This window comes from Acidimicrobiales bacterium, assembly GCA_035540975.1.
Taxonomy (GTDB): Bacteria; Actinomycetota; Acidimicrobiia; order Acidimicrobiales.
On record DATLFN010000148.1, the window covers coordinates 1 to 13,958 of the forward strand.

11 protein-coding genes and 1 pseudogene are annotated in these 13,958 nt (G+C 73.2%); 9 read left to right on the forward strand and 3 right to left on the reverse strand.

Annotated features, from left to right (window positions below; genetic code table 11):
* Positions 1-257 precede the first annotated feature (257 nt).
* Positions 258-2,264 carry an ATP-dependent zinc metalloprotease FtsH gene (gene ftsH, locus VM242_14950; GenBank protein HVM06462.1) on the reverse strand — a complete coding sequence of 669 codons (2,007 nt, stop codon included), beginning with the start codon at positions 2,262-2,264 and terminating at the stop codon, positions 258-260.
* A 95-nt stretch (positions 2,265-2,359) separates the two neighbouring features.
* On the opposite strand from ftsH, the gene VM242_14955 reads away from it, so the two are divergent.
* The 3 genes and pseudogenes from VM242_14955 (at position 2,360) to VM242_14965 (ending at position 5,519) form a co-directional block, all read left to right on the forward strand.
* Complete coding sequence (locus tag VM242_14955) at positions 2,360-2,593, forward strand: DUF3499 family protein (protein ID HVM06463.1); 234 nt, start codon at positions 2,360-2,362, stop codon at positions 2,591-2,593.
* Between the two features lie 287 nt (positions 2,594-2,880).
* Positions 2,881-3,612, forward strand: coding sequence for a CPBP family intramembrane glutamic endopeptidase (locus tag VM242_14960; protein HVM06464.1), 732 nt, complete (start codon positions 2,881-2,883; stop codon positions 3,610-3,612).
* A 473-nt stretch (positions 3,613-4,085) separates the two neighbouring features.
* Positions 4,086-5,519, forward strand: a pseudogene (locus tag VM242_14965) (6-pyruvoyl-tetrahydropterin synthase-related protein).
* A gap of 744 nt (positions 5,520-6,263) precedes the next feature.
* Here VM242_14965 and VM242_14970 read toward each other — a convergent pair.
* The gene (locus VM242_14970; protein ID HVM06465.1) at positions 6,264-6,968 is read right to left on the reverse strand and encodes a glycosyltransferase family 2 protein; all 705 of its coding nucleotides are present in this window, start codon (positions 6,966-6,968) and stop codon (positions 6,264-6,266) included.
* A 241-nt stretch (positions 6,969-7,209) separates the two neighbouring features.
* Between VM242_14970 and VM242_14975 the strand changes: the two genes are divergently transcribed.
* From VM242_14975 to mtnA, 6 genes are all read left to right on the forward strand, one after another.
* Positions 7,210-8,559, forward strand: coding sequence for a phosphomannomutase/phosphoglucomutase (locus VM242_14975; protein ID HVM06466.1), 1,350 nt, complete (start codon positions 7,210-7,212; stop codon positions 8,557-8,559).
* A 3-nt stretch (positions 8,560-8,562) separates the two neighbouring features.
* Positions 8,563-8,805 (forward strand): Trm112 family protein, encoded by a 243-nt coding sequence (locus VM242_14980; protein HVM06467.1) that lies wholly within the window; start codon positions 8,563-8,565, stop codon positions 8,803-8,805.
* A complete protein-coding gene (locus VM242_14985) occupies positions 8,802-9,857 on the forward strand; it encodes a bifunctional phosphoglucose/phosphomannose isomerase (GenBank protein ID HVM06468.1) in 1,056 nt (351 codons plus the stop codon). The genes VM242_14980 and VM242_14985 overlap by 4 nt, the downstream gene beginning before the upstream one ends.
* Before the next feature lie 10 nt (positions 9,858-9,867).
* Positions 9,868-11,121, forward strand: a complete 1,254-nt coding sequence (ahcY, locus tag VM242_14990) for an adenosylhomocysteinase (protein HVM06469.1) — start codon at positions 9,868-9,870, stop codon at positions 11,119-11,121.
* Positions 11,122-11,267: 146 nt separating this feature from the next.
* Positions 11,268-12,281: a RuBisCO large subunit C-terminal-like domain-containing protein gene (locus tag VM242_14995; GenBank protein HVM06470.1), complete on the forward strand. Its 1,014-nt coding sequence runs from the start codon at positions 11,268-11,270 to the stop codon at positions 12,279-12,281.
* Positions 12,278-13,267: an S-methyl-5-thioribose-1-phosphate isomerase gene (gene mtnA / locus VM242_15000; protein ID HVM06471.1), complete on the forward strand. Its 990-nt coding sequence runs from the start codon at positions 12,278-12,280 to the stop codon at positions 13,265-13,267. Before VM242_14995 ends, mtnA begins: the two co-directional genes overlap by 4 nt.
* Before the next feature lie 103 nt (positions 13,268-13,370).
* On the opposite strand, the gene VM242_15005 is transcribed toward mtnA, so the two are convergent.
* Positions 13,371-13,958 (reverse strand): hypothetical protein (locus VM242_15005; protein ID HVM06472.1); only part of this gene is annotated, 588 nt, incomplete at its 5' end.

Below are 13,958 nucleotides of genomic sequence, written 5' to 3' on the forward strand. Positions count from 1 at the left end.
TGCACGTCCATTGCCAGGACGCGAACCTCAGGGGGAACATGGATCAACACGGCCGGCTCCTTCCGTATGTGGCTCGGTCCGCCTCATGGTGGGCAATCCACGCAAGATGCGGAACGGGCCGGCCGTTCCATACTCACTGACGGCCGCCGGTCCGCTCGTTCGTCCGACCGCGGGCGCTCCGGCGCCACCCGACCTGTCACCGAAACGACCCGGATCCGGGTCGTTTCGGTGACAGGTTCGGGCCTTCGGGTGCGGCGTCAGCGCTCCAGGAGCTCGGTCGTGTCGTCGGCCGGCCGCCCCGCCGAGCGGGCGGGCACCGCCTCGGGGTCGGGACGGCCGTCCGGTTCCGCCTCGGCGAAGCGGGGGACCGTCTCGCCTTCCGGGTAGTGGTGGACCACCCGGCCCGCCGCCTCGTCGACCAGCCGCTTGACCTCGGCGCCGTCGATGGTCTCGTTCTCCAGCAGCGCGGCGGCCACCGCGTCGAGCCCCTTGCGGTGCTTGGAGAGCTTGGCGGTGGCCCGCTCCTCCTGCTCGCGCAGGATGCGCTCGACCTCCTCGTCGATGACCCGTGACGTCTCGTCGCTGTAGTCGCGGGTGTGCATGAGGTCCTCGCCGAGGAACACCATGCCCTGGGATCCCCACGCCATGGGCCCGACGCGGTCGCTCATGCCCCACTCCCGCACCATCTTGCGGGCCAGCTCGGTATTGCCCACGAGGTCGTTGTTGGCGCCGGTGGACAGGTCCCCGTACACCAGCATCTCGGCCACCCGCCCGCCCATGCGCACGGCCAGCGAGTCCTCGATGTAGTTGCGCGGGTAGATGTGGCGCTCCTCCATGGGGAGCTGCTGGGTCACGCCCAGGGCCATGCCGGTGGGGAGGATGGTGACCTTGTGCACGGGGTCGGCGTGGTCGAGCACGTAGGCGAGCACGGCGTGGCCGCCCTCGTGGTAGGCGACCCGCTCCTTCTCCTCGTCGGACAGCGCCAGCGACTCGCGGCGCTGGCCCATGATCACCCGGTCCCGGGCCGCCTCGAAGTCCTCCATGTGCACGGCGTCGGAGTCGCGCCGCACGGCGTGCAGGGCGGCCTCGTTCACCAGGTTGGCCAGGTCGGCACCGCTCATGCCCGGCGTCCCGCGGGCGACCACGGTGAGGTCGACGTCGTCGCCGATGCGCTTGTCCTTGCAGTGGACCCTCAGGATCGGGAGCCGCTCCTCGAGATCGGGGAGGGGAACGACGATCTGGCGGTCGAACCGGCCCGGGCGGAGGAGGGCGGGGTCGAGGATGTCGGGGCGGTTGGTGGCCGCCATCATCACGATGCCCTCGGTGGTCTCGAACCCGTCCATCTCCGAGAGCATCTGGTTGAGCGTCTGCTCCCGCTCGTCGTGGCCGCCGCCGAGGCCGGCGCCCCGCTTGCGGCCGATGGAGTCGACCTCGTCGACGAAGATGATGGCCGGCGCCTGCTTGCGGGCCGTCTGGAACAGGTCCCGCACGCGCGAGGCGCCCACGCCGACGAACATCTCCATGAAGTCCGAGCCGGTCACGGACAGGAAGGGCACGCCCGCCTCGCCGGCCACCGCCCGGGCCAGCAGCGTCTTGCCGGTGCCGGGCGGGCCGACCAGGAGCACGCCCTTGGGGATGCGGGCGCCGATCTCCTTGAACCGCTCCTTCGACTTGAGGAAGTCGACGACCTCCCGGATCTCCTGCTTGACCCCCTCGTAGCCGGCCACGTCGGAGAACGTCGTCTTCGGGCGCTCGGTCGTGTACACCTTCGCCTTCGACCGCCCGATCGACATGATCCCCGACATCTGGCCCTGGGCCCGCCGGTTCATCCACACGAAGAACCCGATGAGGAGGCCGACGGGGAGCAGCAGGGGCAGCAGCGAGGCGAAGAAGTTGGGCTGGGTGTTGTCGAAGTGGAGCTCGGGGACCTTGTCGCGCAGCACGGCGTTGTCGGCGTCGGGCAGCGGGCGCGGCCCGTCGACGGTGAACCGGGTCCCGTCCTTGAGCTCGCCGGTCACCCGGCCGCTGTCGTTGTTGACGGTGGCCTCGGCCACGTTGCTCTCGTTGACCTTGCGGATGAGCTCGCCGTAGCTCATCTCGGTGCGGGCCGGGTCGCCGAGCAGCGGCGGCAGCACCAGCACGGCGACGACCAGCACGAAGAGGGCGATCATCGCCCAGCGGAACGTGGGTTCCTGTCCGGGGCCGCCGGGACCCTGGGATCGGTCGGGGCGGCCGGGCCGGACGTCCCCGGTTTGGCGGCTCATGACGACAATGCTAGGCCCGGGGGGGGCGCTAGTCCGGGCAACCCCGCCGCTCCCATCCGCGGCGTTGCCGCCGCCGTTGGGTACCTTCGGTCCCGATGGACATCCGCCAATGCGCCCGGCCGGCCTGCCCGGCGTCGGCAACGGCCACCATGACGTACCACTACGCCAGCCGCACGGTCTGGCTCGACAGCCCGGGCGACGAGCCCGACGCGTCGGCCGCATGGGGCCTGTGCGCCACCCACGCCGGGTCCCTGAAGGTCCCCGTGGGCTGGGCCTGCGAGGACCGGCGCACGCCGATCATCCCGCTGCGCCCCTCTATCGCCGTCTGAGTTCTCTTGCCTGAGCGGGGCCCCAACCCCGCTCTCCTCGCCGAGGCGGAGGTCCCCAGCCCCGCCCGGCGCCGTCAGCTCTTCTGCCCCGAGCGGGGCCCCAACCCCGCTCTCCTCGCCGAGGCGGGGTCCCCAGCCCCGCCCGGCGCTGTTTGAGCCGTCCGGCAGCGGCACCCGCACCGCCCGGTGACCCGCCCGCCGGATCCGGCCCTGCTCCCGTAGTGTGGCGCCGTGGCCGGTGCGTGTCGCGACCCCCGTTCCCGACGCGCCGGCGTGCTCCCGCCGGCGTGACCGGGGTCCCGCTCGGGCGCGGCCCGTCGCCGTGGGAGCCGCCGCCCGACCGGACGGCGCGGTGGGGCATCGCCGACGCGGCCGCCGGCTTCGTCGTCGCCCTGGTGATCTCGGTGGTGGTGGCCAACGTCTGGGTCGCCGTCACCGGCGAGCGGGACGTCACCCTCGGGCTCACCGTCGTCACCCTCGTCGCCCAGTGGACCGGGCTGGTGGGCGCCGTCCTCCTGGCCAGCCGGCGCAAGGGCACCGGGGACCTGGCCGACGACTTCGGCCTGCGAGTCGAGGGGCGCGACGTCGGCCCCGGGATCGTCGCCGGCGTGGTCTCCCAGCTGGTGCTGATCCCGCTGCTGTACCTGCCGTTCGACCTGCTGGGCGCCGACCTCGACGTCTCCGAGAAAGCCCGCGAGACCACGGATCTGGGCCAGGGACCGGGCCTGTTCGTCCTCGCCCTGTTCATCGTGATCGGCGCCCCGGTGGTCGAGGAGCTGTTCTTCCGAGGCCTGCTCCAGCGGGCCGTCGACCGGCGCTACGGGGCCCGGTGGGCCGTCGGTGTGTCGTCCGTCGCGTTCGGGGTCACGCACTTCCAGCCCGTCCAGCTCCTCGGGCTGGTCGCCTTCGGCATCGTCCTCGCGGTCCTGGCGCAGCGGGCCGGCCGGCTCGGGCCCGCCCTCATCGCCCACGTGGCGTTCAACGCCACCTCGGTGGCCGCCCTGGTCGCCGCCCGCTGATGCCGCCCCCGACGTCGCGGGGCCGGCGGCACCGACATTTCCCGCCGAGAACCGGTTTCCCCTTCAAGGTCGCCGCCGGTGGCGCCGATAGGGATGGCGGGGAAGGAACCGACTCGGAGGGAGAGTCACGTGCATTGTCCGCGCTGCAAGAGGTCCCGGCTGGTAGAGATCGCCCTGAAGATCGGGAGTCGTCCCGTTCGGATGCGCAACTGCTCCAACTGCGACACCCGCTGGTGGGACAGCGACGGTGAGGCGATGCCCCTCACCGGCGTCCTGCAACTGGCGTCGTCCAAGTAGCCCGGCGGTCCGGGCGGGACCCGGGCACGGCGATGTTCGGGCAACATAAGCCGATGCGCCGGCCCTCCGCAGCCTCCGTCGCGAGCGTTCTGGCGGTCGGCGGGGCGGCGCTCTTCGTCTTCGTCCAGCTCCAGCCGTCGCTGCTGTTCACGGCGACGACGCCCAACGGTGGGGACATGGGCGCCCACGTCTGGGGGCCGGCGTTCCTGCGCGACCACCTGCTCCCGCACGGACGGGTGGTGGGTTGGGCGCCCGACTGGTACGCCGGGTTCGCCTTCCCGCAGTTCTACTTCCCGCTGCCCAGCCTGGCGATCGTCCTGCTGGACGTCCTCCTGCCCTATGAGGTGGCGTTCAAGCTGGTCAGCGTGGCCGGGCTGGTCAGCCTGCCCGTCGCCGCCTGGGCGTTCGGGCGCCTGGCCGGGGTGCGCCGGCCCGGCCCCGAGCTGCTCGGCGTCGCCGCCGTGCCCTTCCTGTTCGACCAGACGTTCACGATCTACGGCGGGAACATCGCGTCGACGCTCGCCGGCGAGTACTCGTTCTCGATCGCCCTGTCCCTCGCGTTCGTCTTCCTCGGTGTGCTGGCCCGGGGGCTGCGCACCGGCCGGCACCGGGCGCTGGCGGCCGTGCTGCTCGCTCTCACCCTGATGTCGCACGTGGTCCCGACCTTCTTCGCCGTGGCCGGTGCGCTCGTGCTGTGGGCCCTGCGGCCGGGGGTGCGCCGGCTCGCCCACACGGTGGTGGTGGGTGGCCTGGCCGGGTTGCTGGCGGCCTTCTGGGCCCTGCCCTTCGTGGTCCGCCTCCCGCTCACCAACGACATGGGCTACGAGAAGATCACCAAGTACCGCGAGAACCTCCTGCCGCACGACCTGCGGTACCTGGTGCTGCTCGCCGGCATCGGCGCCGTCGTCTCGATCCTCCGGGGCCACCGGGTGGGCACGTTCCTCACGGCGATGGCCGGCCTGTCGGCCCTCGCCTTCCGCCTGGCGCCCCAGGGCAAGATCTGGAACCCCCGGCTCATCCCCTTCTGGTTCCTGTGCCTGTACCTGCTCGCCGGCCTGGCCGCCTTCTGGGTGGTCCGTGCCGCCGTGTGGCTGGCCGGGAGGCAGCGCCGCGCCGCCGCCGAGCGGGTGGCACCCGTGGCGGGCCCGCTGATCGGCGCCGCCGTCACGCTGATCTACGTCGCCCTCCCCCTGCAGCTGCCGGTGCTCGACTCCTTCCCGATCAAGACGGAGGAGCGGAGCTTCGTCCCCGCCTGGGCCCGGTGGAACTACAGCGGCTACGAGCGCAAGGACGCCTGGCCCGAGCACCAGGCCGTCATCGACACCATGAAGGAGGTGGGCCGCTCGGTCGGGTGCGGCCGGGCCCACTGGGAGTACGAGCCCGAGCTCGACCAGCTGGGCACCCCGCTCGCGCTCATGCTGCTCCCGTACTGGACCGACGGCTGCATCGGGTCCATGGAGGGCCTCTACTTCGAGTCGTCGGCGACCACGCCGTACCACTTCCTCTCCGCGTCCGAGCTGTCCCGCAAGGCGTCGCGGCCGCAGCGCGACCTCCCGTACTCCGACTTCGACCTCGACCTCGGCGTCCGCCACCTCCAGCTCCTCGGCAGCCGCTACTACATGGCCTTCAGCCCCGAGGCGCGGGCGGCCGCCGCCGCCCACCCCGACCTGCGCCTGGTCGCCAGCGCCGGTCCCTTCGCCGTCAACTACCCGACCGGTCCCGGCGAGCGCCGGTGGGAGGTGTACGAGGTGGCCCGCTCCGACCTGGTCGTGCCCCTCGAGAACGAGCCGGCAGTGATGACCGGCGTCGGCAAGGGCGAGAAGGCGTGGCTCGGGCAGTCGGTGGACTGGTACATGGACCCGAGCCGCTGGGGGGTCCACCTGGCGGCCGACGGCCCCGAGGACTGGCCCCGCGTGCGGGACGCCTCGGTGGCGGCGCCGGCGTCGCCGGTGACGCCCGTGGCCGTCTCGGACATCGAGACGGGTGACGACCGCATCTCGTTCGACGTGGACCGCCCCGGCTCGCCCGTGCTGGTCAAGGCCTCCTATTACCCCAACTGGAAGGTGTCGGGAGGCGAGGGGCCCTGGCGGGTGAGCCCCAACCTGATGGTCGTCGTCCCCACCGAGCGGCACGTGGAGCTTCATTACGGCAACACCCCGGTCGACCACCTCGGCCGTCTCCTCACCGTCCTCGGGTTCGGGGCGCTGGCGGGCCTGATCGTGCTCGACCGGCGCCGCACGTGGCCGGCCGAGGACGAGACCGGCGAGGTCGACGACGCCGGCGGCCCCACCCTTCTGGCCGGAGAGGGCCCGGCGCCGGAGGAGGCGGGGTCGGACGGCGGCCGGGTGCCGGTGTCAGACCCGGTCGGCGCGCAGGGCGAGCCGGAGCACCACGAGCCCTCGTACCGTGCGCAGGCCGCGCCGCAGGATGGAGGTGCGCGACGGCCTCGATTCCCGGACCGTGACGGGGACCTCGGTCACGCCGAGCCCGGCCCGTTCGGCCCGTAGCACCAGCTCGGTGTCGAACAGGTCGGTCCCCAACCTGCACCGCTCGACCACGGGCAGCACGGTGGCCCGCTTCATCGCCTTCATGCCGTGGGTGTCCGACACCCGCAGGCCGAAGCCACGGCGGAGGACGAGGGCGAACAGCGACGTGATCAGCCGGCGCAGCGCCGAGCGCTGGTCGTCCGCTCCCGCGGCCCGTTTGCTGCCGACCACCACGTCGGGGCCGCCCTCGGCGGTGAGCATGGCCGCCGTGGCCTCGACGAAGTCGAGGTCGTAGTAGTCGACGTCGACGTTGGCGACGACGTCGCCCCGGGCGGCCAGGAACCCGGCACGGAGAGCCGCCCCGTAGTCGGGCCTGGGCAGCGTCACCGCCCGCACGCCCGGCACCGAGCCGGCCAGCCCCCGGGCGATCTCGGCGGTGGCGTCGGTGGACCCGTTCTCGACGACGACCACTTCGCCGTCGAGGCCACGGGCCGACAGTCCGTCCACGACCTCGCGCACGGCCGGCTCGAGGAAGTCGGCCTCGTTGAACGCCGGCATGACGACCGAGATCATCGGTGAGGGACTGCGAGTGAACTACGGGAGTGAAGAGGCGACGCCGGTCTGCCTGCTCGTCGCGGAGAGCCGTTGCGAGAACTGGATTGCGGCTTGTTCGGTGGCAGACCGGCGTCGCCTCTTCCGAGCAGGTAGTTCACTCGCAGGCCCTCCGGGGACGTCGCGTGGCGCACGACCCCACTATGGCCGACGCGACGCCTCACTATGGCGGAGGCGGGGCCGGCACTAGGCTCGCACCCGAATGCCCTCACTCGACCGGATCTTCAAGGCCTACGACGTCCGCGGGGTCGTCCCCGACGAGCTCGACGCCGACACCTGCCGCCGCATCGGTGCCGCCTTCGCCTCCTTCGCCGGGAGCCCCACCGTCCTCGTCGCCCGCGACATGCGCAGCTCGGGCGAGGAGCTCTCCAGGGCCTTCGCCGAGGGCGTCACGTCCCAGGGCGTGGACGTCGTCGACCTCGGCCTCGCCTCCACCGACCTCTTGTACTTCGCCGCCGGCCGCCTCGACGCCCCCGGCGCCATGTTCACCGCCTCCCACAACCCGGCGCAGTACAACGGCGTGAAGCTGTGCCTGGCCGGCGCCAGGCCGGTCGGCCAGGACACCGGGCTGGCCCGGATCAAGGAGCTGGCCGCCGACCCGCCGGCCCCGGCCGGCCGCACCGGCTCCGTCAGCTCGCAGGAGCTCATCGGCGAGTACGCCGAGCACGTCCGCGGCTTCGTCGACATCGAGAACCTCCGGCCCCTGAAGGTGGTCGCCGACACGGGGAACGGCATGGGCGGGCTGGTCGTCCCCCGGGTCTTCGAGGGCCTCCCGTACGACCTCGAGATGCTCTACGCCGAGCTGGACGGCACGTTCCCGAACCACCCCCCCGACCCGATCCAGCCCGAGAACCTGAAGGACCTCCAGGCCCGGGTGCTGGACTCGGGGGCGGACGTGGGCATCGCCTTCGACGGCGACGCCGACCGCATGTTCCTGGTCGACGAGAAGGCCGAGCCGGTCTCGGGCTCGACCACCACCGCGATGGTGGCGAAGGCCATGCTGGAGAAGCACCCCGGGGCGGCGATCATCTACAACCTGATCTGCTCCAAGGCCGTGCCCGAGGTCATCGAGGAGAACGGCGGCAGGCCCGTCCGCACCCGGGTCGGGCACTCCTTCATCAAGGCCGTCATGGCCGAAACCGACGCCGTCTTCGGCGGCGAGCACTCCGGCCACTACTACTTCCGGGACAACTACCGGGCCGACTCGGGGCTGATCGCGGCCGTCGTCGTGCTCGAGCTCATGGGCAAGGCCGACCTCCCGCTGTCCGAGCTGCGCCGCCCCTTCGAGCGCTACGCGGCGTCGGGGGAGATCAACACCAAGGTCGACGACGACCCGGCTGCCGTGATCGACGGGGTGGCCGAGGCGTCCGAGGGAGCCGAGCTCGACCGCACCGACGGGCTCACCGTCGACCACGGCGACTGGTGGTTCAACCTGCGCCCGTCCAACACCGAGCCCCTGCTGCGCCTCAACCTGGAGGCGCCCACCCGCGAGGAGTGCGACGCCCACGTGGCCGAGGTCCGTGCGCTCCTCGGGTCCGGGTCGGGGAGCTGATCGGTGGCGCTCGACCCCCAGCTGCTGGACATCCTGGCCTGCCCCGAGGACAAGGGGCCGCTCCTGTACTTCCCGGACGAGCAGTCGCTCTACAACCCCCGCCTCAGGCGCCGCTACGCCATCCGCGACGACATCCCCATCATGCTGATCGACGAGGCCGAGACGGTGGGCGACGACGAGCACGCCCGGCTGTCGGCCAAGGCCGAGGCCGAGGGCATCCGTCCCACCTTCGAGGCGGACGAGTGAGCCCACCGGGGGGCGCGGCGCCCGGCTTCCTCGACACCCAGGGCATCTGGCCGGCCACCATGGGCCTGCCCGAGCAGGTGGAGCGGGCGGCCGAGGCGGCGGCGTCCGTCGACGGCCTGCCCGACCGCGACGAGATCGAGAACGTCGTCGTCCTCGGGATGGGCGGCAGCGGCATCGCCGGCGACATCCTGCTCGCCACCGCCGGGCCGTTCATGGCCGTACCGGTGGTCGTCGTGAAGTCCTACACCCTCCCCGCCTTCGTCGGCGAGGGCTCGCTGGTGTTCGCCATCTCCTTCTCCGGCGACACCGAGGAGACGGTCGAGGCCGCCGGGGAGGCGGCCGTGCAGGGCGCCCGGGTGGTGGCCGTCACCAGCGGAGGGCAGCTGGAGAAGCTGGCCACGTCGTGGGGCTCCCCGGTCGTCAACGTGCCCGCCGACCTGCCGCAGCCCCGCACCGCCATCGGCGCCATGGCCATACCGCCCCTCGTCATGCTCGAGGAGGTGGGGCTCTTCCCGGGCGCCGTGCAGTGGATCGACCTGGCCGTCGAGCAGCTCAAGCGCCGCCGCGACCAGCTGGTCGCCGGGGGCGGGCCGTCCGCCGAGATCGCTCGCCGCATCGGCCGCACCATCCCCCTCATGCACTCGTCGGGCGCCATGGGCAACGCCGCCGCGCAGCGGTGGAAGACCCAGGTCAACGAGATCGCCAAGGCCCCGGCGTTCTGGGCCGTGTACCCCGAGCTGTGCCACAACGAGCTCCAGGGCTGGGGCCAGCACGGCGACGTCACCCGCCAGCTGGTCACCATCGTCAACCTCCGCCACGACAGCGAGCACCCCCAGGTCAGCCGCCGGTTCGACCTGGTCGGCGACCTGGTGCGGGAGGCGGTGGCCGGCATCGAGGAGGTCCAGGCCGAGGGCGACGGCGACCTCGCCCAGCTGCTGGACCTGGTGCTGGTGGGCGACTTCGTGGCCCTGCACATGGCGGGCAACGAGGGCATCGACCCCGGGCCCGTCCCGATCATCGACGAGCTCAAGCACGAGCTCCAGGAAGGCTGATCGAACACCCATGTCCGACATCGCAGATCCGGGCCTCGCCGACCTCGGCCGCCAGCGCATCGACTGGGCCGAGACCCACATGCCGGTCCTCGGCTCCATCCGGGAGCGCTTCGCCAAGGAGCGCCCGCTGGAAGGGGTGACGGTCGCCGCCTGCCTCCACGTCACCACCGAGACGGCCAGCCTGCTCCGCACGCTCAAGGCAGGCGGGGCGACGGTCAACGTGTGCGCCTCCAACCCCCTCTCCACCCAGGACGACGTCACCGCCGCCCTGGTGCGGGACGAGGGGATCGAGGTCCACGCCATCAAGGGCGAGGACACCGAGACCTACTTCCGCCACATCGACGCCGTGCTGGACGCCCACCCCCAGCTGACCATGGACGACGGCTGCGACCTGGTGTCGCGGCTCCACCAGCACCGGCCCGAGCAGGTGGGCGAGGTCCTGGCCGGCACCGAGGAGACCACCACCGGGGTCATCCGCCTGCGGGCCATGGAGGCCGACGGCGCCCTGCGCTTCCCCATCGTGGCCGTCAACGACGCCGACACCAAGCACATGTTCGACAACCGCTACGGCACCGGGCAGTCCACCCTGGACGGGGTCATCCGGGCCACGAACGTGCTGCTGGCCGGCAAGGTCATCGTCGTCGCCGGATACGGCTTCTGCGGCAAGGGCGTGGCCAGCCGGGCCCGGGGCATGGGCGCCCAGGTCTACGTCACCGAGATCAACCCGCTGCGCGCCCTGGAGGCCGTCATGGACGGCTTCCGGGTCGTGACGATGGAGGAGGCGGCCGCCGAGGGCGACATCTTCATCACCGTCACCGGGAACCGGGACGTCCTGCGCCGCGAGCACTTCGCCGCCATGCGCGACGGGGCCATCCTCGCCAACTCGGGGCACTTCGACATCGAGATCGACCTCAAGGCGCTGGCCGAGATGGCCGGCTCCCGGCGGGCCGTGCGCCCGTCGGTCGAGGAGTTCGCCCTCGAGGGCGACCGCCGTGTGCTGGTGATCGCGGAGGGCCGGCTGGTGAACCTCGGCGCGGCCGAGGGCCATCCGGCGGCCGTCATGGACATGAGCTTCGCCAACCAGGCGCTGGCCGCCGAGTGGGTCGTGCAGAACCGGTCGACCCTCGAGACGCGGGTCTACGACGTGCCGGCCGAGATCGACGCCGAGATCGCCCGCCTCAAGCTCGAGACCATGGGCGTGGGCATCGACCGGCTCACCCCCGAGCAGGAGGAGTACCTCTCCTCCTGGACCGTCGGCACCTAGGAGACCGGTGTCAAACGGGTCGGCCGCTGACGCGGCCGAACGGCTCGGGTGGCCTGACCAGCGGTTTCTCGGCCGCCCCGTCACCGTCCGGCAGGAGGAGCCGGGTTCGACACCAGCCTCCTAGCACCGCCGCCGGCTCACCGGCCGTGACCGGCACGATCCGCGCCACCTACGAGCTGGAGCCGGTGGGGCGGGCCGACGCCCTCGCCCTCGAGGCGTCCCTCGGCATGCCCACGGGGCCCGGCTTCGTCCGGGGCCGGGTCGTGGAGGAGACCGGGGGACGGGCGGTGCTCGAGTTCCCGGCCGCCAACTGGGGCCGCAACCTCCCCATGCTGGTCTCGTCGGTGGTGGCCGGTGAGGGCATGGAGGACCGGTCGTTCACCCGGGTGCGGCTGGTCGACCTCGTCCTGCCGCCCGGGATGCTGCCCGGACCCGCCTTCCCGGCACCCGCCGACGTGGGCGTGGGCGCCATCGTGAAGCCGTCGCTCGGGCTGCGGCCGCCCGAGGTCGCCGACGTGGCCGCCGCCGTCGCCGCGGGCGGGGCCCGGCTGGTCAAGGACGACGAGCTCATGGGCGACCCCGAGTGGTGCCCGCTGGAGGACCGCGTCAAGGCCGTCGCCGCCGCCGTCCCGCCCGGGGTCGTCTACTGCGTCAACGTGACCGGCCCCGTGGAGGGGCTGGTGGACCGGGCGCGGCGGGTGGTCGACCTGGGCGCCACCGGCGTGATGATCAACGCCTTCGCCGCCGGCTTGGACACCGTCCGCGCGCTGCGCGACGCCGGTCTGGGCGTGCCCATCCTGGCCCACCGGGTGGGATCCGGGCCGTGGGTGCGCAACGAGCGGTTCGGCGTCGCCTCGTCCGTCCTGGCCGGGCTCACCCGGCTGGCCGGCGCCGACTACGTCCTCGTGGGCGCCTTCGGCGGGAAGCTGTTCGACACCGACGAGGAGGTCGACGCCCAGCTGGCGGCCGTGCGCCGCCCGCTGGACGGGGTGGCCGCCCCGGTGGCCGTCCTGGGCGGTGGCATCGGGCCCGACAACGCCCGGGACCAGGCCGACCGGGCCGGCGGCACCGGCCTGCTCCTGCTCCTCGGCTCGGCCGCATACCGCGGGCCGGGAGGCGTCGGGACGGCGGTGCGGGAGACCGTCGAGGCGCTCCGGTGACCGAACGCGACCCCATCCCGCCCACCATCGAGTGGCGCGACGGTGTCGTCCGCATGGTCGACCAGCGCCGCCTGCCCGCGGAGCTGGCCCTGGTCGACGCCACCACGGTGGACGAGGTGTGCGAGGCGATCCGCACCCTCGCCGTGCGGGGCGCCCCCGCCCTGGGCGTGGCGGGCGCCATGGGCGTCGCCCTGGCCGCCAAGCGGGGGGAGGACCTCGACCGGGCCGCCGCCGCCCTGGTGGCCACCCGCCCCACGGCGGTGAACCTGGCGTGGGGCGTGGCCCGGGCGCGGGCGGCGGCCGACCCGGTGGCCGAGGCGCTGGCCATCGCCGCCGAGGACGTGGCCCGCAACCGCCGGCTGGGCGCCTTCGGCGCCGAACTGATCCCCGACGGCGCCCAGGTGCTCACCCACTGCAACGCCGGCGCCCTGGCCTGCGCCGGCTTCGGCACCGCCGTGGGCGTGATCCGCTCGGCTTCCGTCGGTCACGTCTGGGTGGACGAGACCCGGCCGCTGCTCCAGGGCGCCCGCATCACGGCGTGGGAGCTCCAGCGCCTGGGCATCCCCGTGACCGTCATCCCCGACGCCCGCGCCGGCTCCCTGCTGGCCGAGGGCCGGGTGGACGCCGTCGTGGTGGGCGCCGACCGGGTGGCGGCCAACGGCGACGTGGCCAACAAGGTGGGCACCTACCCGCTGGCCGTCCTGGCCGCCCACCACGGCGTGCCCTTCCTGGTGGCCGCCCCCACGTCGACGATCGACCTGCACTGCGCCACCGGCGCCGACATCCCCATCGAGCGCCGGGGCGCCAGCGAGGTCACCGAGCTGGCCGGCCAGCGCGTCGCCCCCGAGGGCGTGGAGGCCGAGAACCTCGCCTTCGACGTCACCCCCGCCGCCCTGGTGACCGCCGTCATCACCGAGGAGGGCGTCGCCCGCGCCCCGTACCCCGAGGCCCTGGCCGACCTGCGCAGGCGGGCCACCGCCCGCTGACGCGGGGCCTCTCCGGCTGCGCGGACACCGCCAAGGGACAGGGCGGAGCACGATCCAACTCCACTGAATGGAGTAGCGAAGCGGACGAAATGAGGTCAAGGATCTAGCTGGCCGGCGCGGGCACGCTCAGGCGGGCGAGGGAGGCCTGGACGAGCGGCCCGATGGCGAAGGCGAAGGCCAGGGTGCCGACGCCGACGGTGCCGCCCAGCGCCCACCCGACGGCGAGGGCGGTCGCCTCGACGACGGTGCGGGCCCGGCGCACGGAGTGTCCCCGGGCGGCCAGCCCCGTCATCAGACCGTCCCGCGGGCCGGGGCCGAGCCCGGCGCCGATGTAGAGGCCGGACCCGACGGCCATGCCGGCGATGCCCCCGACCAGGCACGCCGTGCGGGCCGCCAGCCCCTGCGGCTGGGGGGCCACGGCGAGCACGGCGTCGATGACGAGACCGATGAGGACGACGTTGCACAGGGTCCCCACGCCGAGGCGCTGGCGCAGCGGGACCCAGCCGGCCAGCACCACGAAGCCGACGAGGATGCCGACCGTCCCGATGGGCACACCGGTCCGCTCGGACAGGCCCTGGTGGAGGGCCTCCCACGGACCCAGCCCCAGGTCGGCGAGCACCATCAGGGCCAGCCCCACCCCGCAGATGACGAGGCCGGGCAGCAGCCGGGGGAGGCGGAGGCGCAGCTCGGG

Bases quoted from the DNA above. Each gene is read 5' to 3' on its own strand.
- ftsH (HVM06462.1), bottom strand. From the start codon at position 2,264: ATGAGCCGCCAAACCGGGGACGTCCGGCCCGGCCGCCCCGACCGATCC.
- VM242_14970 (HVM06465.1), bottom strand. From the start codon at position 6,968: ATGATCTCGGTCGTCATGCCGGCGTTCAACGAGGCCGACTTCCTCGAG.
- VM242_14955 (HVM06463.1), top strand. From the start codon at position 2,360: ATGGACATCCGCCAATGCGCCCGGCCGGCCTGCCCGGCGTCGGCAACG.
- VM242_14975 (HVM06466.1), top strand. From the start codon at position 7,210: ATGCCCTCACTCGACCGGATCTTCAAGGCCTACGACGTCCGCGGGGTC.
- ahcY (HVM06469.1), top strand. From the start codon at position 9,868: ATGTCCGACATCGCAGATCCGGGCCTCGCCGACCTCGGCCGCCAGCGC.